This window comes from Bartonella sp. TT119HLJHH (genome assembly GCF_042193385.1).
In the GTDB taxonomy this organism is placed as follows: Bacteria; Pseudomonadota; Alphaproteobacteria; order Rhizobiales; family Rhizobiaceae; genus Bartonella.
Map to the genome: position 1 here is coordinate 162975 of NZ_JBHILS010000001.1, position 21406 is coordinate 184380.

The 21406-nt window shown below is 37.3% G+C and carries 12 protein-coding genes; 11 read left to right on the forward strand and 1 reads right to left on the reverse strand.

Features of this window, described 5'->3' with window-relative positions:
* Positions 1-393: 393 nt before the first annotated feature.
* Complete coding sequence (locus ACFIJL_RS00535) at positions 394-1926, forward strand: YifB family Mg chelatase-like AAA ATPase (protein WP_375622023.1); 1533 nt, start codon at positions 394-396, stop codon at positions 1924-1926.
* 11 nt (positions 1927-1937) lie between these two features.
* Here the strand turns inward: ACFIJL_RS00535 and ACFIJL_RS00540 are convergent, their stop codons facing one another.
* A complete protein-coding gene (locus ACFIJL_RS00540; RefSeq protein WP_375622024.1) occupies positions 1938-2855 on the reverse strand; it encodes a transporter substrate-binding domain-containing protein in 918 nt (305 codons plus the stop codon).
* An 898-nt stretch (positions 2856-3753) separates the two neighbouring features.
* Between ACFIJL_RS00540 and gyrB the strand changes: the two genes are divergently transcribed.
* From gyrB to ACFIJL_RS00590, 10 genes are all read left to right on the forward strand, one after another.
* The gene (gene gyrB / locus ACFIJL_RS00545; RefSeq protein ID WP_375622025.1) at positions 3754-6186 is read left to right on the forward strand and encodes a DNA topoisomerase (ATP-hydrolyzing) subunit B; all 2433 of its coding nucleotides are present in this window, start codon (positions 3754-3756) and stop codon (positions 6184-6186) included.
* Positions 6187-6304: 118 nt separating this feature from the next.
* Positions 6305-7087 (forward strand): bifunctional demethylmenaquinone methyltransferase/2-methoxy-6-polyprenyl-1,4-benzoquinol methylase UbiE, encoded by a 783-nt coding sequence (gene ubiE / locus ACFIJL_RS00550; RefSeq protein ID WP_375622026.1) that lies wholly within the window; start codon positions 6305-6307, stop codon positions 7085-7087.
* 2 nt (positions 7088-7089) lie between these two features.
* A complete protein-coding gene (ubiB, locus tag ACFIJL_RS00555) occupies positions 7090-8676 on the forward strand; it encodes a 2-polyprenylphenol 6-hydroxylase (protein ID WP_375622027.1) in 1587 nt (528 codons plus the stop codon).
* Positions 8677-8745: 69 nt separating this feature from the next.
* Positions 8746-10167 carry a bifunctional phosphopantothenoylcysteine decarboxylase/phosphopantothenate--cysteine ligase CoaBC gene (gene coaBC, locus ACFIJL_RS00560; protein ID WP_375622028.1) on the forward strand — a complete coding sequence of 474 codons (1422 nt, stop codon included), beginning with the start codon at positions 8746-8748 and terminating at the stop codon, positions 10165-10167.
* 1590 nt (positions 10168-11757) lie between these two features.
* Positions 11758-12477: a sulfate transporter family protein gene (locus ACFIJL_RS00565; protein WP_375622029.1), complete on the forward strand. Its 720-nt coding sequence runs from the start codon at positions 11758-11760 to the stop codon at positions 12475-12477.
* 985 nt (positions 12478-13462) lie between these two features.
* Positions 13463-14383 (forward strand): acetyl-CoA carboxylase, carboxyltransferase subunit beta, encoded by a 921-nt coding sequence (gene accD / locus ACFIJL_RS00570; protein ID WP_375622030.1) that lies wholly within the window; start codon positions 13463-13465, stop codon positions 14381-14383.
* 4 nt (positions 14384-14387) lie between these two features.
* The gene (locus tag ACFIJL_RS00575) at positions 14388-15707 is read left to right on the forward strand and encodes a bifunctional folylpolyglutamate synthase/dihydrofolate synthase (protein WP_375622031.1); all 1320 of its coding nucleotides are present in this window, start codon (positions 14388-14390) and stop codon (positions 15705-15707) included.
* Between the two features lie 43 nt (positions 15708-15750).
* The gene (locus ACFIJL_RS00580; RefSeq protein WP_375622032.1) at positions 15751-16749 is read left to right on the forward strand and encodes a complex I NDUFA9 subunit family protein; all 999 of its coding nucleotides are present in this window, start codon (positions 15751-15753) and stop codon (positions 16747-16749) included.
* A gap of 713 nt (positions 16750-17462) precedes the next feature.
* A complete protein-coding gene (gene ahcY / locus ACFIJL_RS00585) occupies positions 17463-18860 on the forward strand; it encodes an adenosylhomocysteinase (protein WP_375622033.1) in 1398 nt (465 codons plus the stop codon).
* 34 nt (positions 18861-18894) lie between these two features.
* Complete coding sequence (locus tag ACFIJL_RS00590; protein ID WP_375612788.1) at positions 18895-21360, forward strand: PAS-domain containing protein; 2466 nt, start codon at positions 18895-18897, stop codon at positions 21358-21360.
* Positions 21361-21406 lie beyond the last annotated feature (46 nt).

Genomic DNA, 21406 nt, shown 5'->3' on the forward strand with positions numbered 1-21406 from the left:
ATAATACACTTTGCATCTACTACGCTTTAAATAATATAAAAATAAGAAAGGTAAATATAATTACTTTGCACATTTTACACGTTTTATCACATCAAATAACACTCTGCGATACATAACGTTATCCTCCCCTTATATTTTCATAAAATTCTGTACTGTTGTATAACACGAACAGCCTCATTCTTTTTTTCTTAACATATTTATTTAGCTTATTATAAATGTTTTATTGCGTTCCATATCATCATGGTTAAATTTGTACAAATGACTTTCTATGGGAATGCTAAAAAACTGCCCACGTATATAGTTCTCTCTATAAAAAAAGCTATAGAGATGCTTCTTGATTTTTATAAATAGATATGATTGTCTCTACCAAGTCTAAAGGGGGAAAATAAATAAATGATCGCACGTATTACAACTGTTGCTTTTCGCGGTCTAGAAGCCATTCCTGTCGATGTACAGGTTATGATTTCGTCTGGTAAAATAGGAATGGCTATTGTTGGATTAGCCGATAAGGCAGTCGCAGAAAGCCGTGAACGTGTACAAGCAGCCCTCCACGCTTGTGGACTTTCTATGCCTACTAAACGAATTACGATTAATCTTGCACCAGCTGATTTGCCTAAAGAGGGATCGCATTACGATTTGCCAATCGCCGTAGGCTTAATGCTTGCTATGGGAATTCTCCCTCCCGAAGTAGCACAAGACTATATCATTTTAGGGGAATTATCGCTGGATGGTTCACTTGCCGCTGTTAATGGTGTTTTACCAGCTGCCATGACAGCTTTATCACTCGATAAAGGACTGATTTGTCCCTTCCAATGTGGACCTGAAGCTGCTTGGGCAAATGCAGAAATAAATATTCTTGCCCCAGAGACTCTGCTCACTATAGTCAACCATTTCAAAGGAACCCAAATTCAAAAACGTCCACAACCGCGCCAATATACTATCGAAACTGAACTTCCAGATCTTTGCGAAATCAAAGGACAAAAAACAGCTAAACGTGCCTTAGAAGTTTGTGCTGCTGGACGCCATAACCTTTTGTTTGTAGGTCCCCCTGGTGCTGGAAAATCTATGCTAGCGCAACGCTTACCTTCCATTTTGCCACCTCTTGATAGCCGTGAGCTTTTAGATGTCTCTCTGATTGCTTCTATTACAGGAGAAACGGTTCATAATACCATTTCACTTCATTGCCCCTTTCGTTCCCCACATCATTCTGCTTCCATGGCCGCAATGATTGGTGGAGGACTTAAAGGACGACCAGGAGAGGTCTCCCTTGCTCATAATGGTGTGTTATTCCTTGATGAATTGCCTGAATTTTCTCCACAGGTTCTTGATTCTCTTCGTCAACCTTTAGAAAGTGGGGAGTCAGTTATCGCCCGCGCTAATCACCATATTAGCTATCCTGCCCGCTTCCAACTCATTGCCGCAATGAATCCTTGCCGTTGTGGTATGGCAGGCGAAAAAGACCATGTTTGCGCTAAAGGAATACGCTGTCAAATCGATTATCAGTCCCGTATTTCTGGTCCTCTGCTTGACCGAATTGATTTACGGATTGATGTCCCTGCTTTGACGGCTATGGACCTTATGCAACCAGAAAAATCAGAAAAAAGCTGCGATGTTGCCAAACGCGTCGCACGGTGCCGTACCATTCAAGCTAAACGTTTTTCAACAATGGGGTTTGATCATATTCGTACCAATGGCGATTGCCCTGCCAAAATTATAGAACAGATTGCCATTCCTGATAAAAGTGCGACCATACTCTTACGAGATGTGAGTGAAAAAATGCACCTCTCTGCACGCGCTTATCATCGCATTCTCAAAGTTGCACGCACAATTGCTGACCTTGACGGATCAGATACTCTTTCACGCTATCATCTCGCAGAAGCTATTTCCTATCGACTAGGCGCAGAAAGATTAACAGCCCTTAATTAAAAAACTATTCATCAATAAAAACTTATTGGAAAATAACGCAAATAAAGTTCTGTAAGTTTACCATCTTCTTCTAGTGATTTCAGCGCATAATTGAGTATATCAACCAATTTTTCATTTTTTTTTGCAACAGCAAGCTGCATTCCTTGTCCCAATAACTGTGGTGCCATATATGCCCCCCCAACAAAATGGCAACAATCAACAGATTTTTGTTTTTTGAACCATAACGATAAAGCAAATCCATCATCAAAAATAAGGTCAATTTTACGCTCTTGTAATGCTTTATAAAGCTCTTCTCTCTTTTTAAATCCTTGCCATTTGGCTTCAGGAAAATAATAATGAAAGAGCTGTTCGTGAACACTTTTTGACAAAACACCACTGGTTAAATGTATTAATTGATCGCTTATTGGCTCATCAAGATTTAAAAGTCGAGAAGCAACAAATCGCGCTGGAAAGCGCAAATATGACTTTGTAAAAACAAGATCTTGCTGAGTTTCATTTGTTTCTTTTAAACCCGCAATAATAACTTCTGCACCACCATTTTTCACATGCTCCACGAGCTCTTTCCAAGGAACAACTTCTACCTCACAAAGTTTCTCTAATTTTAATTTTGAGCAAATAGCACGCAATAAATCGATATTATAACCTGCAAGATGCCCCGTTTGATCAAGAAAATTAAAAGGAGGAAAATCAAAAGTTGTTACAAAACGCAAACGAACAATATCCGTTGTATCAGGTTGTACCAAATGTTCATGCGAATCAAAAAAAGAAGGTAAGTTTCCAACTATTTTAGCTTCTGCATAAGAGAAAAATAGAAAACCCCCTGCTACAAATAAAATACGAATAAAAATATTGTATAAATTATTGAGTAAAAAGTACCGTAAACGCAATTGAAGAAGTTGTTTTACATATATAGGTTTTCTTATTTTCAAAATCTCTCCCCCATTTTCAAAGCTAAGATGTAACTCTTCTCAGTTATTATCTAATGCACTTCACCAAAATATCTGGCGCTTAATCAATAAAATTCTTGCACTTTTCTAAAACTGTTAAAAATTTTCATATATTTTTTTAAAATACATTGAAAATGCTTCTTAAAAAAGTGCGTGAATAAGCCGCACAATGGTGTTTTATTTTGAATAAGAAATGTAACCTCCATGGACAGGAATAATGCAAACAAATATACACAATATTCTCACCTCAATTTAACATACAAAAAGTTAAAAAACTTAGAGAACGCGTAATATTAACTTCATTAAGATTGAAGATTGATTTATAAGTAAGAAAGTAAAAGCTTCGTTAGTGTAACATAAAGATGCACAACTAATTTTGAAATATTATGCATATGCAAAAATAAACAATAATATCACTCTTCACATAATTTTAAAATTTACGTTTAAAGTTTACGTAAAGCGTAATTGACCTCATCCTGAAATTTTAAAGGAAAAGGATTCGTACCAACGTTGTTCTGTAAACAGTCAGCTTCTCTCGATAAATTACGCTTTTAATTTCTTTAGTCTTCCCATTGTAATTCACTTAACTAAAGGCTTTCAAGCCCTGCCCTGAATATTTACCACGCACTGTAAAAATACTTAAATATATCAAACAGTTGCTTAATTGTCTTATATTATCACCCTAAATGACGATATTTTACTGTATAATGGTGTTATATCATTTCATCATTCTTTCCATTATATATCGACAGATATTGAATCTAGATCTGATATACGGTAAATGTTTAATGTGGTTATTCCATAAATAACTGATCAGAACATTGAGCTTTAAAAAAAGCGGATAAAATATTGTAAATTGAACACAGGAATGGACTAACTTATGAGTGATGAAATAACCTCACCAGCACAAAGCAATGACTATGATGCCGCGTCTATCAAAGTTCTCAAAGGTCTTGATGCTGTACGCAAACGTCCTGGTATGTATATCGGTGATACTGATGATGGATCGGGTTTACACCATATGGTCTATGAAGTTGTAGACAATGCTATCGATGAAGCTTTAGCAGGTCATGCTACTCTTGTAAACGTCACACTCCATGCTGATGGTTCTTGTTCTGTTCGTGATAATGGACGTGGAATTCCGACAGATATTCATCCAACAGAAGGTATTTCTGCCGCTGAAGTTATTATGACACAGCTTCATGCCGGCGGAAAATTTGATCAAAACTCTTATAAAGTTTCAGGTGGATTGCACGGTGTTGGTGTTTCTGTTGTGAATGCATTATCCGTTTGGCTTAAATTGCAAATCAAACGCAATGGTAAAGTTCATGCAATATCATTTACCCACGGGGTGGCTGATGCTCCATTAAAAGTTGTTGGCGATTGCGATCAAGAAAGTGGAACAGAAATCAGATTTTTACCAAGCTCTGAAACCTTTACTATGGTTGAATTTGATTTCGAAACTTTGGAGCGCCGTTTACGGGAATTGGCCTTTCTAAATTCTGGGGTTCATATTCTTCTTGTTGACGAGCGTCATGCTGATATTCAATCAGTTGAATTGCATTATGAAGGTGGATTAACGGAGTTTGTCAAATATATTGACCAATCAAAAAAAGCTCTCCTTGATAATCCCATTTATATTGCAAGTGAAAAGGATGGTATGAGCGTTGATGTTGCCCTATGGTGGAACGATTCCTATCATGAAAAGGTTTTGTGTTTTACCAATAATATTCCTCAGCGTGATGGTGGAACTCATTTGATAGGTTTTAGAAGTGCTCTTACACGCCAAATTAATGGCTATGCTGAATCTTCAGGTATTGCCAAAAAAGAAAAAGTGAACTTAACCGGTGATGACTGCCGTGAAGGATTAACAGCTATTCTTTCTGTCAAAGTTCCTGATCCGAAATTTTCTTCACAAACAAAGGACAAATTGGTTTCTTCTGAAGTGCGCCCTATTGTTGAAAATTTGGTCAATGAAGGGCTTTCGATATGGCTGGAAGAACATCCTAATGAAGCAAAGCTTCTCATTAGTAAAGTGGTGGAAGCTGCAACAGCACGTGAAGCAGCACGCAAAGCACGTGAACTCACAAGGCGAAAAGGAGCGCTTGATATCACTTCTCTACCAGGAAAGCTTGCCGATTGCCAAGAACGTGATCCTGCAAAATCAGAAATCTTTATTGTTGAGGGGGATTCAGCTGGGGGGTCAGCAAAAAGTGGGCGTTCTCGTCAAAATCAAGCAATTTTACCCCTCCGTGGTAAAATCCTCAATGTAGAACGAGCACGTTTCGACCGCATGCTCTCATCTGATATGATCGGAACACTTATTACAGCTCTTGGAACGTCTATCGGTAAAGATGAATTTTCACCGGATAAATTACGTTATCATAAGATTATTATCATGACAGATGCGGACGTTGATGGAGCCCATATTCGTACTCTTCTACTCACTTTCTTTTTTAGACAAATGCCTGAATTGATTGAACGTGGACATCTTTATATTGCTCAGCCTCCTCTTTATAAAGTATCGCGTGGAAAATCTTCCCAATATATTAAAAATGAAGCAGCGTTTGAAGAATTCTTGATCGATACTGGATTAGAAGAAACAGCGCTTGAGCTTTCAACGGGAGAAGTTCGTGCAGGGGCTGATTTGTATCAACTCGCGAAAGATGCTCGTATATTACGTCAGCTTTTAAATGGTCTTCATACCCGTTATGACCGCAATATTGTTGAGCAAGCAGCAATTGTTGGTGCTTTTAATCTTGAAGTCTTTGCAACACAAGAAAAAGCGCAAAAAATAGCAGATACTGTAGCACACCGCCTTAATCTGATTGCTGATGATATGGAACAAGGTTGGAGTGGACGATATACAGAAGATGGAAGTTTATGTTTTGAGCGTATTTTGCGTGGTGTTAAAGATGTTGTTACGCTTGATGTGGGACTTATAAATTCAACTGACGCACGTCAAATTGATCGCATTTCCCAAAATTTTCTCGACATATATCATCCTCCTGTTCTTTTACGTCGCAAAGATAAAACAGAGCATATTTTTGGTCCTATGAGCCTTTTAGAGAGCATTTTTACAAACGGTAAAAAAGGTGTTACTCTTCAACGTTATAAAGGTCTTGGGGAAATGAATGCTGAACAACTTTGGGAAACAACGCTTGATCCCAATGCACGTTCTCTTTTACAAGTAAAAATTAATGATGCAACCGATGCAGATTCACTCTTTTCTCGTCTCATGGGTGATGAAGTTGAACCTAGACGTATTTTTATTCAAGACAATGCCTTAAGCGTTGCCAATCTTGATATCTAAAGGTACTCTTCTGTTTTTGGCTGTGTAAATGTCGTAGTTTTATACGTTGTTTTTTCGTAGTTGAACATTCCCTCTCTATTTCATTTACGATAAAAGAAAAATAAGGAAGATCATATACATGGCAATTGAAACAGAACGTGTAGGAACTAAGGGTGGTATGGAGCACTCTTTTGGTTTTACAAGAGTAGATGAAACACAAAAACAATCCATGGTGGATGGTGTGTTTCATTCTGTCGCTGAAAATTATGACAAGATGAATGATATCTTATCCTTAGGGCTACACCGTGTGTGGAAAAACTCCATGATTGCTTGGCTTTCCCCACCAGCACTTTCTCATTGGAAAGTTCTTGATGTCGCTGGCGGTACAGGTGATATTGCTTTTCGTATTCTTAATGCTTCACGCCAAAAAGCCCATGCTACAGTGCTTGATATTAATGGCTCAATGCTCAGCGTTGGCAAAAAACGCGCACAAAAAAATGGTCTTGCCCCTCTGATTGATTTTGTTGAAGCCAATGCAGAAAATCTCCCCTTTGAAGATCAAAGCTTTGATGCTTACACGATTGCTTTTGGAATTCGCAATGTTCCTCATATTGATCAAGCTCTTAGAGAAGCTTTTCGTGTTTTAAAGCCCGGTGGACGTTTCTTATGTTTAGAATTTTCAAATGTCGAAATGCCTCTGTTGGATAAAATTTATGATCTTTGGTCTTTCCATGCTATCCCTAAGCTTGGTCAATTTATTGCAAATGATGGCGATGCTTATCGTTATTTGGTTGAATCTATCCGCAAATTTCCTAAGCAAGATGATTTTGCCCATATGATCAAGCATGCGGGGTTTTCGCGGATATCATACCGCAATCTCACCGGTGCGATTGCAGCGCTGCATTCAGGTTGGAAAATTTAAAAATGGTGCAAATTTCCCCTTACTTTCAATTGATGCGTGCAGGATGGGTTTTAACGCGTGAAGGTGTTTTAAGTGCTCTTCCTCATGATGATCTTCAAGGATTTCCAGCGCTATGTCATCGTATAGCGAGTGCATTAGCACGACGCAAAACAAAAAAGAAACAGCGATCTGAAAATATTTCGTATGCCATTAATAAGCTTGGACCCTCTTACATAAAACTTGGTCAATTTCTTGCAACAAGGCCTGATATTGTCGGCCGTGATATTGCGGAAGATTTATCACAACTACAAGATCGCGTCCAAACATTTTCTTGCACCGCCGCTATTGCTCAAATTGAAAGTTCTCTTGGTCGTTCTATTGATGATTTATTCATAAACTTTTATCCCCCTATTGCCGCCGCTTCTATTGCTCAAGTTCATCCAGCTGAATACAGTGATGAAACTGGCCATAAGAAAAAATGTGCTGTAAAAGTTATTCGTCCCAATATCAGAGCACGTTTTTCTAAAGATCTTAGAGGATTCTATCTCATTGCTCATTTACAAGAGCGCTATATCCCTGCCTCTCGAAGGCTTCGTCCTGTTTGTGTGGTGGATACCTTAGCACAAACAACACGGCTTGAAATGGATTTACGCCTAGAAGCAGCAGCTATATCTGAAATGGCTGAAAATATTCAACATGATACAGGCTTTCGGGTTCCACGTATTGACTGGGAACGGACAGGACGTAATGTCCTTACAATGGAATGGATTGATGGTATAAGAATATCCGAAATTTCCAAACTTAAAGAAGCTGGATTTGATTTGAAAGCGCTCGCTATTACGCTTATTCAATCTTTTCTTCGCCATACACTGCGCGATGGTTTTTTTCACGCCGATATGCATCCTGGTAATTTATTTGTAGATGAAAAAGGATGTATTGTTGCTGTTGATCTAGGCATTACAGGAAGGCTTGGCAAAAAAGAAAAGCATTTCCTTGCTGAAATTCTTTACGGCTTTATTACCCGCGATTACCATCGGGTTGCACGTGCCCATTTTGAGGCAGGTTATGTTCCTTCACACCATAATATTGAAAGCTTTGCACAAGCCAACCGCGCTATTGGCGAACCAATTCACGGACAATCAGCGCAAAGCATTTCCATGGCTAAATTGCTCACTTTATTGTTTGAAGTCACTGAATTGTTTGACATGCAAACGCGACCTGAACTTTTATTGCTGCAAAAAACGATGGTTGTCGTGGAAGGTGTTGCCCGCACATTAGACCCCACTTTTAATATGTGGAAAGCTTCTGAACCCGTTGTCAAAGAATGGATTAGTAAAAATTTAGGACCCGTAGGCGTTGCAAAAGACTTTAGTGAAGGAGCACAAGCTCTCCTTTCTCTGGCACGCAAAACACCACAATTGGTTCAAAATTTCCAACGGATAGAAGAAGATTTCAATCAAATGAGAAAAACAGGTTTTAATCTTTCTCCTGCTACCCTAAAACAACTTGCTGTGGAACAAAGTCGTAGAAACCGTTATGGTCGTTATAGTCTTTTCATCATTGCACTTTGTTGCGCTTTTCTTACTTTTTACTTTTTTCATCTTTTCTAATCTCCTTGATATGTTAAAAATATCAACAATGAAATCATTGCAATCATTTTTATTTCTTGGAGGTATTTTATGGCCAGTATTACCATTCGTAACCTGTCTCCTGAGACCAAAGAAGCTTTACGCGTACGCGCCGCGCAAAATGGTATTTCTATGGAAGAAGAAGTCCGACGCCTTTTAAGCAACCCCACTCCTCTCACCATACAACCCCTTTATGCTAGCGCTGTTGAATCGCAATCATTGAAATCAAAATCACTTCTTCTTATTATTGGTGGAAGTATTGCATCCTATAAAGCACTTGATTTGATTCGCCGCTTACAAGAACGTGGAGCACACTTAAAAGTCGTGATGACAAAAGCAGCGCAAAAATTTATTACGCCTTTAGCCGCTGAAGCTTTAAGCGGTGGTACTGTATATACTGATTTATTTTCACGCGAAGAAGAACACGATATCGGACATATCCGATTAGCACGTGATGCTGACCTGATTATTTTAGCTCCTGCTACAGCCAACCGTATTGCAAAAATAGCCAATGGCATAGGAGATGATCTGGCTGATTGCATTCTTTTAGCAGCACGCTGCCCACTCTTGATTGCACCCGCCATGAATCCAGCCATGTGGGTGCATCCAGCAACTATTCGTAATGTTGCACAATTGCATGCAGATGGCGTTCATATCATTGGACCAGAAATCGGAAATATGGCTGAACGTGACGAGATAGGATATGGACGTATGAGCGAACCTTTAACCATTGTCGCTGCCATAGAGAATCTTTTGAATGGGCATGAAAAACCTCTCTCTGACCGCCATTTCATCGTTACCTCTGGCCCTACCCATGAACCTATTGATCCAGTGCGTTATATTGCTAATCGGTCTTCAGGTAAACAAGGTCATGCCATCGCAACCGCTCTTGCACATTTGGGTGCAAAAGTAACACTTATTTGTGGACCTGTTAATCTTGCAGACCCACAAGAAGTAAAAACCATTCATGTTGAAACAGCACAACAGATGTTAAAAGCCGTTCAAACCGCATTGCCTGCTGATGGTGCCATTTTTGTTGCCGCTGTTTGTGACTGGCGCAGTCAAACGCAGTCTTTACACAAAATTAAAAAGGATGCTCATAAAACACCACCATCCCTTCATATGGTTGAAAATCCTGACATTTTAGCAACGATTGGACACGCTCCAAACCGTCCTTCATTGGTCATTGGTTTTGCTGCTGAAACATGTGATATCATTGCTAATGCGCAAAAGAAATGTGTTGAAAAAGGAGCTGATTTCATTCTTGCTAATGATATTTCTCTTCAACTAGATGGTACAAGTGTCATGGGTTCTGATACAAATCAAGTTTATCTCGTGAGTAGAGAAAAAGTTGAACAATGGCAACATATGAGTAAACAACACGTAGCGCAAAAATTAGCAAACGTGATTGTATCATTTTTTGCCCCCCAAACACCTACTCCTCATGAGGGAAATATACCACTTTGCAAATAATAACTCTTCAAACGCGTTGATATTAAAACACCTTATAAAATAGAACTGACAATAGGTATCTATCTCTATTAGTATATAATATTTTGATTTATAATGATAATCTAGCATTGTTCATATTAAATTAGAATCCCAAATATCGTAAGATTCTCTCATTTCAACTCTCTCTCATGTTGAAACAATAAAAATCATTTTCTTGCACGTTGCAAACAAGGACAACCGTATAAATACAAAACGTTTGAGAAAGGACTATCGCCCTATAATGAACCGTTTCAAAAGCTAAGACTTGTCGCAACATTGAGGGTAAGTATATGATGTGCCAGCATGCTCTTTTGTTAAGCATAAAGATAGTGGCTACCCCCTTAAATTTTATAATCTTCATGGGAGCCTTATCCTTATACAATTCACGGGCACTGTTGCGAAATGGGGGTGACGAGCGTTGAGAGATGTTTCTTAAAAAAATCCCATCTTACCCTAATCTTCATAAAAAATAGAATCTTTGCACCCCTGTCTCTCCAGCTTATAAAAAACAAGCTGGAATCATCGTTTGCTATCCTTCAGTTTTAAGAAAGCTCTTGCATTGAGGAAAATTTATAAAAAGCATTTTTTTCTTAAATGTTTTTTATCTCTATATTTGTCCTATTTATGATGTGCAAATAAATGATTGTTTTGATTTTGACAGTGAAGATTTAATTTCCATATTGGTGATTCTTATTCAAATTAAAGATGATAAATTCTCTTCATAAATTAATGGTGTTATTATCTAAAAATTATTTGATACAGTGCACCACTTGTATGAAAAGTGCTTCAATGAATTCTTACTTTATTGCACTTATAGCTCTTAAAGTTCAAAATCTCATCATTTTTAAGCATCAGTGACATCTCTCTTTCTTTACTTCTTCTCAAAAAACTGCCTGTTATGAAATACTTATAGTTAATCGTTTGAAATTTTTTATTTTCCTATTGTGATATTACATGAATCATTCTGTTGCCTAAAATCAGAATATTTCCGTAACTAATACGTAAACTTTACCCTTATTCCATTAACCTCAATAGTATTTTAAATAGACGCGAAAACCAAGATGCGCCATGCCAAGCGATAAAAAAGTACAGATTAGGATATCGTGCAAAACAAATTAAGGATATAGATAAACGAAATTAGGCAGCGATACTGGATAAATGGAAGTAAAAAACTTCCCCCTCAATATCTCCTACCACCTTAATTTTTTTTATATACATTATGTAAACGCAATAAGCTAAACTCTGTACAAAGATATTTAAAAGTTCTTCTACAACAGCTGCTTCTTACATTTTTCTCGTTTTTTTAAACCTAAAATTTCTATTAATTGAAATTTTATTTTAAACGAAGAAGCCTTAGTTATTTTTTATTTTATCCATTCTATAAGAAGAATTTAGCCTGATTTTAATAATAATATAAAAGTGAAAAATTCTCTTTTTTTACAAAATAATATCGATGTATTTCTTTAGTGTTAGTGAAAATAGCTCTTATAATTCAAGAAAGAAAAAATTACACTGTACATTCTTTAAATATATTTCTTGTTTTTTTTGCTTCTTTCCTTAGTTTATTAATCTATGATTTTTACTGCTGCTTATCGTGCTTTACAACGTCTTCTGACCTCGCAATATCGTACTATGATACTGAAAGCATTAGGGGTTACTTTTTTCATTCTCACCATTTTATGGTTATGTGTGCACCAACTTTTTGTGTCTTACTTTTGGCCCTGGATTGCTCAATTTCTTCCTGGACTTCCTAGTTGGGCGGGATGGATTGGTTTTAGCATGCTTATCATCTTTAACCTTGGGTTGGCTCTTTTGTTGGCTTTTTTGATTGCACCCATCACAGCTATGATTGGTGGTTTTTTCATTGATTCTGCTGCTGAAATCATTGAAAAGGAGGATTATCCAAACGAGCCTATTGGACAAGCTTTGTCATTTAAGCGTTCTCTTATTATTTCCTTTAAATTTGTTATTTTAAGCCTTCTTGGGAATGGAATTGCTTTTATTTTATTCTTCATACCAGGTGTTAATTTGATTGCTTTTTATGTTATTAATGGTTATTTGCTTGGTCACGAATATTTCTTGTTTGCTGCTTACCGTTTTCGAACAGAGCAAAATGCGCGTGCTTTTTTACATACTCATTACACAACGGTTTTTGGTGCAGGATTATTGATAGCGCTTTTTGTTTCGATTCCAATTCTTAATTTAGCAACACCGCTTTTTGCAGCCGCCTTTATGACATATTTACATAAAATGCTTTCCCAAAAAACCATAGCACGCATTACACAAAAATAATGCTCCTTAACTTTAAGCGAATCAAACCTGCCAGTAAAAAAAGCATACGATAAAATTTTATGCTTTTCCTTTTATTAAGGCAACGTATTGATATATAACGATAATTTATTATTTTACAACATAAGTAAAAAACTAAATATTATGCGGTTTTCTCATTTTAATCCTATTCATATTGGATCAATTGAAATCGTTTATTAATATGTACAAGCAGAGTTGGTGTGTGGACAAAAGCACTTAAAAAAGTGTAAAATACTTTTCATGACCCCTCTTAAATGCAAGAATTATTGTCACATTGGAAACTGGCAAAGAGTAGGGTGATCGGTTTGTACCTTATATTTCAGTAAAAATGGAGAGCATAATGTATTTTATACCATTCATGGAGAGTATATACTCTTTATGAGCACCGTCATAAGAGTGTTTTGGGAATTATTGAAAGATATCTGTGTAAAACAAGCACATAGTAATATAATAGTATTTTGAGCGTATTCAATTTTAATTGTAAAAAGCGCGCGCTTTAAAGAGACCTTTTGAAAAAAATCTTGCTCTGATGTTAGCGTTTCGCTAATATAGCGTTATCATATCCATTATCTTTATGGATTATTTTAGCCTTGTTAGCGCCTTATATTATAAGGTTTCTTTTTTTTCAAAACTGTTGATACGAATGATTAATTGGATATTCATTTTTATTAAAAAATAAGGCGTTTGTTAACCATCGCAAGGAGTAAATTTTAATACCAAAGTAAAAAATAAAAACATGTAAGTTCTTAAAACTTATGAGAAATTTGTTATAGGGAATACTCTTTATGATACATATGATTGTTATGATATGGGGAAATTAAAAAATTAAAAAACAAGCTATACGCACACTAATAAAAGTATTAAATAGACTTCTTTGTTCAACCGGCAAAGCAAATGTGACTGCTTAAGTTCTATATTTTTTCAAATCATGCAAAAGATGTATAATATTTAAAGGAAGGCTATAAAGATGAACTGGATTACGAATTATGTTCGTCCTAAAATTAACTCTATATTGGGACGCCGTGAAATTCCAGAAAATCTATGGATTAAAGATCCTACCAGTGGTGAAATGATCTTCCATAAAGATCTGGAAGCCAATCAATTTGTGGCTCCCAATTCTGGCTATCATATGCGTATCAGTGCTAAAAATCGTCTCATGCATTTTTTTGATGATGGTGTTTATACAACTCTTGAAAATCCAAAAGTTGTAACAGACCCTTTAAAATTTCGTGACGAAAAACGCTATATTGACCGGTTAAAAGATTATCGTTCTAAACTTGGTGTTGATGACAATATTTTAAGTGCACGCGGCACGATTGAGGGTTTGCCAATTATTGTAACCGTTCAAGATTTCGCCTTTATGGGTGGATCACTCGGTATGGCTTCAGGAGAAGCTATTATCAAAGCTTTCGATACTGCTATTGCTGAAAGACGTCCGCTGGTTCTTTTTGCTGCTTCTGGTGGTGCACGCATGCAAGAAGGAACACTGTCATTGATGCAAATGCCCCGTACAACAGTAGCGATTGAAATGTTGAAAGAAGCAAAACTTCCCTATATTGTCGTGCTGACCAATCCAACCACCGGTGGTGTTACTGCTTCTTACGCCATGCTTGGTGATATTCACATTGCCGAACCTGGCGCTATGATTGGTTTTGCTGGTCCACGTGTGATTCAACAAACTATACGCGAAACTCTACCAGAAGGTTTTCAAAGTAGTGAATATCTGCTTGAACATGGTATGATTGATATGGTTGTATCGCGTTTAGAAATGAAAACAACCATTGCACGTCTTTTACGCTTGATGATGAAACGCCCTGCTGTTTTTCATCCTTCCGATCCATCCCCAACAGACTCTCAAACATCGCTTTCTACAACAAAAGCAGCTTAAATTCATGCAACAAAACCAAGTACAAAAGGTGGTAGATGGTTTACTGAAAAATTATCCGAAAAAATTTGATCTTTCTTTAGAGCGTATTGTTCACCTTTTAGAGCGTCTTGGTAATCCACATTTAAAACTTGCACCTGTTATTCACATCGCTGGAACAAATGGCAAAGGATCTGCCTCAGCAATTTGCCGTGCTCTTTTGGAAAGTGCAGGCTACCGCGTTCATGTCTATAGCTCACCTCATCTCGTCAACTGGAATGAACGTTGCCGATTAGGTCAAAAAGGAAGTGGTCAATTTGTTACAGAGAGCCAATTGGCTGAAACAATCCGTGAAATTATAAAAGTAAATCATCAAGAACCAATTACTATTTTTGAAATTTTTACAGCCGCTGCCTTTATGCTGTTTAGTGTACATCCAGCTGATGTAGTCATTCTAGAAGTTGGATTGGGAGGACGTTTTGATGCTACCAATGTCGTTAACAAACCAGCTGTATCGCTTATTATGCCCATTGATTATGATCATGAGATCTTTCTTGGAAATACAATTGCTCAAATCGCTTTTCAAAAAGGAGGGATTATCAAACCAAACGTTCCTGTGGTTATCGGGAAGCAAAACTATCAAGAAACTCTTGCTACTTTAATACCCCTTGCCGATAAAAATAAAGCATCTTATTCTCTATGTGATCAAGATTATCAAAGCTATAAAGAACATGGACGTATGGTTTTTCAAAACAATCAAGGTCTCATGGATCTCCCCCTTCCTAACCTTATTGGAGACCACCAAATTGCCAATGCTGGTGCATCTCTTGAAGCAGTCTATCAAGCGGGTTTTCAACTTTCAGAACAAACCATAAAGGATGCTTTGAAAAATATTTATTGGCCCGCACGAATGCAACATCTTACTCATGGACATTTAGTTGATCAACTGTCTCCTAATATTGATTTATGGTTGGATGGAGGTCATAATCCTGCTGCAGGAAAAGTTATTGCAGCAGAACTTACACAATGGAGAAAAAAAACAGATCGTCCCATTATTATGATTGCTGGCATGCTTAATACCAAAGATGCTGTAGGTTATTTTCGTCCTTTAGCTAACCTTGTCGATAAAGTATATACGATACCGCTGCGTGACAATAATGCCAGTATCTCTCCAACAAACTTAGCTGAATCAGCCCAAAAAGTAGGAATCCTTGCTGCCCCAAAAGCGCACCTACAAGATGCTTTGCATAAGATGAAGGAGGAATATAAAGAAGCGATTGTTCTTATTGGTGGTTCTCTTTATCTTGCGGGCGATATTTTGCGTGACAATAAAACACCACCATGCTAAAAATTAGCCATTTTTAAAACTTTGAAAGATAGACTTTTTGATCATGCGACTTGATTGTGCACTTTATCAACATCCTAAACTCATTACTGTTTTTGGCGGATCTGGTTTTGTAGGACGGCATGTCGTTGAAACTTTGACTAAGCAGGGATATCGCGTTCGCATCGCTGTTCGTTGTCCACAAAAAGCTTATTACATGCTTCAAATAGGAGAAGTAGGACAAACCCAAATGCTTAAAACAGATATCAAGCATCGTGCTTCTGTTGCACGCGCATTGCTTGGAGCTGATGCAGCAGTGTTTTTGCCTGGTAGCTTAAAACAAGCAAGTCAATCGAATTTTAAAAACACACAAATTGATGGTGTTTACAATGTTGCTGAATTAACAGCAGAAACTGGTATTCCGCTCATCTATATGTCAACACTTGTGGCTAACGAGAATGCTTCATGTTTTTATGCACGTGTTAAGTTTATGGGTGAGCAAATCATTCATAACAAGCATCCTCAGGCAATTATTATCCGTCCATCCGTTATCTTTGGACCAGAGGATTGTTTCTTTAACACCTTAGCTGATTTGTCGCGTTTTTTACCAATTATGCCTCTTTTTGGAGGTGGACAAAGTAAATTGCAACCCGTGTATGTTGGTGACGTTGCTGAGTTTATCGCACGCGCTTTAAATGGACAGGTTACTTGGGGAAAAAATTATGATCTTGGTGGTCCCCAAATTATCACCTTCCAAAATGCTCTTGAAAATATACTCAAAATCATTCATCGTAAAAAAACACTCCTATCCATGCCTCTTTCTGCCGGTCTATTGATTGGAGGAATTTTAGGAACAATTGGTAAACTGCCTTTTGTACCAACACTTGTAACAGCCAATCAGATACGCTTTTTGCAAATAGATAACATAGTTTCTCAAGAAGCTATTAAAAATGGATGTACTTTAGAAGGGGTGGGAATTACTCCCAGAGCAATGTCTGCATTCTTGCCAAGTTATCTCTGGCGATTTCGTCCACATGGTCAATTTTCCCAAAACCTACTCGTTTAGAACAAATCCTTCCAAAACTGAGTTAATTATTTGATTTATAATTCATAGCGCGTTGTTAGCGGTTTTAAAATCAGAGTGTTCAATAGAGTGATGTTTATACATTTTTAATGCTCTGTTCAGTATCACAAAAAATGTTTAATCGTATATCTATAGGATTTTGATAAAATCGTTGAAAACAGGAGAAAAGTACTTCTTATAAACTGTCTTTATCCAAGAGCAGCTGCAACATTGGAATCCTAAAGAACCGATTCTGAATTGCCTATTCATAAATATGATAATCTATGGCTTTGCATTATATTATTTTGCTAAAAAGCTTAATAATGCAATTCAAAGTAACTCTTCCTTTTTTAACAACCGCATAAGTGAGTAGAATACGAGTATATACTTTCGATATTATCCCATAAAAAATCGATATAAAAACTGTGAAGCACATGCACCATTTTTATTATTTAAAAGGTATTCCCTCTGGAGATTTTTAAAAGCTTTAAAGTTACGTGAAAAGGATAGAATTTTGTTTATATAATAAGACTTATCATGAAGATCTCTTATTCTGTCAGTAACATCATTACTCAGATCCATAAATGCATATTTGTTGCACAAATTTATGGAGATTTTAAAAGGGCTTTTTCACATAAAGAAGTCCTCTTCTTGTCTTGCATTTTTTTTTAATTTCTCCTACCGTCTTGGAAAAACTTATTTTAAAGGAATAAAGAATGGCAGCTCAAGATTTTGTTGTCAAAGATATTGCTCTTGCCGCTTATGGTCGTAAAGAACTTGACATTGCTGAAACTGAAATGCCTGGTTTGATGGCTTGTCGCAAGGAGTTTTCCTCTAGTCAGCCTTTGCGTGGAGCGCGTATTTCTGGCTCATTGCACATGACAATTCAAACAGCCGTTTTAATTGAAACATTAAAAGCGATTGGCGCCGATATACGATGGAGCTCTAGCAATATTTTTTCTACACAAGACCATGCAGCAGCAGCTATCGCCGCAACTGGTATTCCTGTATTCGCAGTTAAGGGTGAAACATTGGAAGAATATTGGACTTATATAGATGCAATCTTCCAATGGCCAGATGGTCATCCTTCCAATCTTATTTTAGATGATGGCGCTGATGCCACAAACTATATTTTAATGGGAAGTCGTGCAGAACAAAATAAAGATATCCTCTCGCATCCAAAAACAGAAGAAGAAGAAATTTTTTTCAAACAAATACAAAAACGTATGGATGCAACACCAGGATTTTTTACACGACAATGCACAGCAATCAAAGGTGTAAGTGAAGAAACTACAACAGGTGTAAACCGTCTTTATCAATTACAAAAAGAAGGGCTTCTCCCTTTTCCTGCTATTAATGTCAATGACAGCGTCACTAAATCAAAGTTTGATAATAAATATGGATGTAAAGAATCATTGGTCGATGGTATTCGACGTGGAACAGACGTGATGATCGCTGGTAAAACTGCCATTGTCTGTGGTTATGGTGATGTAGGAAAAGGTTCAGCAGCATCTCTTTCTGGTGCTGGGGCTCGTGTTAAAATAACAGAAATTGATCCTATTTGCGCTCTTCAAGCCGCTATGGATGGCTATGAAGTTGTTAATTTGGATGATGCTGCTTCCAGTGCTGATATTATCATCACGACAACAGGCAATAAAGATGTTGTTCGTTTAGATCATATGCGACAAGTAAAGGATATGTGTATTCTTGGAAATATTGGTCATTTTGATAACGAAATCCAAGTCGCTGCCCTTAGAAATTTGCCATGGACAAATATTAAACCACAAGTTGATATGATCACCTTTCCCGATGGAAAACGCATCATTTTGCTCTCTGAAGGGCGTTTGTTAAACCTCGGGAATGCGACTGGGCATCCTTCTTTTGTCATGTCAGCCTCGTTTACTAATCAAGTTTTAGCGCAAATTGAACTTTTTACCCGTTCAGAACACTATACAAATGAAGTCACTGTTTTGCCTAAACATCTTGATGAAAAGGTTGCACGTCTACATCTGGATCGGTTAGGAATAAAATTAAGTGTTTTATCAGAAGAACAAGCCGCTTATATTGGAGTCTCACCACAAGGACCTTATAAACCAAACCATTATCGTTACTAATACGTTTCCTTGGGTTAAAAAAGGGAAAGATGCCGTGCTCAGCTTTGGTGACTATAACCCCAAAGAAAAAGCTCAAAAAGAGATCCGAATCTATACGTATATATTTTGCCTTTTTTTCTTTTTTTCTCCAACATGCGCTTTTGCTCAGTCATTGGAAGGTTATTTACCATTTTTCTTCACTTTGCCGAATGGTCCATGGCTGCTTTTAGCGCTGTGTGGAGGAATTTCTTGTGCTTCACTTCTCACGTGCCTAGCTGTTATTATGCGTGCAAAAAAAACTGCACAGAAGCCTTTGAAGATAATTCAGGCAAATTTTTCTGAAAAACTTAAATATTATGAATGGCTTCTGGAAGAAACCGAGCAATTCCTTCTTATTTGGGAAAATCCAACAACCTTACCCCGTGTCGTTGGTGCCCTTTCTGCATTGCAAAAAATAGGAATCGACCAGAAAGATTTTCAGCGTTTTGAGCTCTGGGTTGAAGAAAATTCTCTGCGAGAACTTGATTATGCATTGACTCAACTACGTTGTAAATGTCACCCTTTTGATCTTTCTATCACCACCACAAACAATGTATTGCTGCAAGTTACAGGAGTCATCGCAGGAACAGTCGCTATTGCTCGTTTTCAAGATATCTCAAAACAACAGAGTGAAAATGCTCGTTTACAGAAAGATATCGCCCGCCTTCTTACTGAACTGAGAATGCAGCGTAATCTTCTTGATCTTATTCAAGAGCCCGTATGGATAAAAGATTGTGAAGGAAAAGTTTGTTTTATCAATCGCGCCTTTAGAGAAATGACAGATTTTCGTGAAGGCAGTGATGAAGTGGGGGATCTTTTCAATGAAAATACACAACGCAAAACAGATGAAATAGAAACAATTTTTCAAGAACATGTTCACACAGTTATTGATGGAGAACGACATCGTTTTCATCTCACACGTATTACAACAGCCGAAGGGATGGCAGCTTTTGCGCGTGATGACAGCGCATATGAAAATCTTGCTCATGAATTAAGTTATGTTCTTCAAAGCCATTGTGAAACACTTGACCAAATTTCAACAGCTGTAGCTATTTTTGATACAAACCAAAAATTAAAATTCTGTAATCATGCTTTTAAAATTTTATGGCCGTTGGAGACTTCCTTTTTAGAAAGTGAACCAAGCCATACATTATTTCTTGAACGTCTACGTGAAAAAGGGCTCATTGCTGAACACCCCGATTGGCGCGCATGGAAAGAAGAACTTTTTAAAGCCTATCGACAAACAGAATCGAACCAACAAATTTGGAATCTTCCAGATGGGCGTACGGTGCGTGTTATCTCGAACCCTCATCCACAAGGAGGTGTCACTTGGCTTTACGAAAACCTTACAGAAAAAATTGATCTTGAACGCCGTTATAATACACTTATTAAAATACAAGGTGAAACACTTGATAAACTTTCCGAAGGCGTGGTTGTTTTTGGTACTGATGGACGCCTTCGTTTATCGAATCCTGCCTTGTCGAAATTGTGGTCTCTTCCTTATAATTTACTGGTAGAAGGGACCCATATTACACAGTTACAAAGCCATTGTTCAGCCTTAACCTTAGGACAAGAATGGGATCAATTTACCAAATTCATTACCGGTTTTGCTGAAAAACGTGAAACATATTCAGGTCGTATAGATCTTAAAAATGATATGATTATTGACTATACTCTGGTTCCTCTTCCCGATGGACAAACAATGCTTACTTTTGTGAATGTTACAGATACTGTCCATGTTGCACGTGCTCTTCAAGAAAGAAATGAAGCATTAGAAAGTGCTGATCGTTTGCGTAATGAATTTGTCCAACATGTTTCCTATGAATTGCGTACACCTCTCACCAATATTATTGGATTTTCCGATATTTTACGTGATCAAATTTTCGGCTCTATCAATAAACGTCAACAAGAATATCTTGGGCATATTCATTCAGAATCAGGAACTCTTTTAAATATTGTTAACGATATTCTTGATCTTGCTACCCTTGATGCAGGCATTATGGAGTTGGACATAAAATCGGTTAATATTGCAGATGCTATGATACAAGCAGTAGCACGTGTAGAAGATCGCCTTAATGGACGGCATATTACGCTTTTACAACAAATTTCTCCTTCCTTAAATTCTATTTCTGCTGATGAAAAGCGCTTGCATCAAATTTTTGTGAATGTACTGAGTAATGCTATTAATTTTGCAACGGAGGCGAGTACTATTGAATTTTGCGTCGATGAACAAGATGATAACATTGTCTTTAGCGTTCACAATCAGGGCTCTGACATCCCAGAAGACGTTCTTGATCGTATTTTTAAACGTTTTTCTTCCCATTCACACCATGGTGGGCGTGCGGGAGCGGGTCTTGGCCTTTCCCTTGTAAAAAGTTTCGTTGAACTACACGGTGGACATGTTGAAATTCTTACCGGTTCTGGAAAAGGAACAACAGTTAAATGTTTTTTCCCACTCTCCAAAGGAGATACGATTTTTTAATTTTAACCTTTATGATAACAAAAATTTTTCATCCATTTCATGGAAC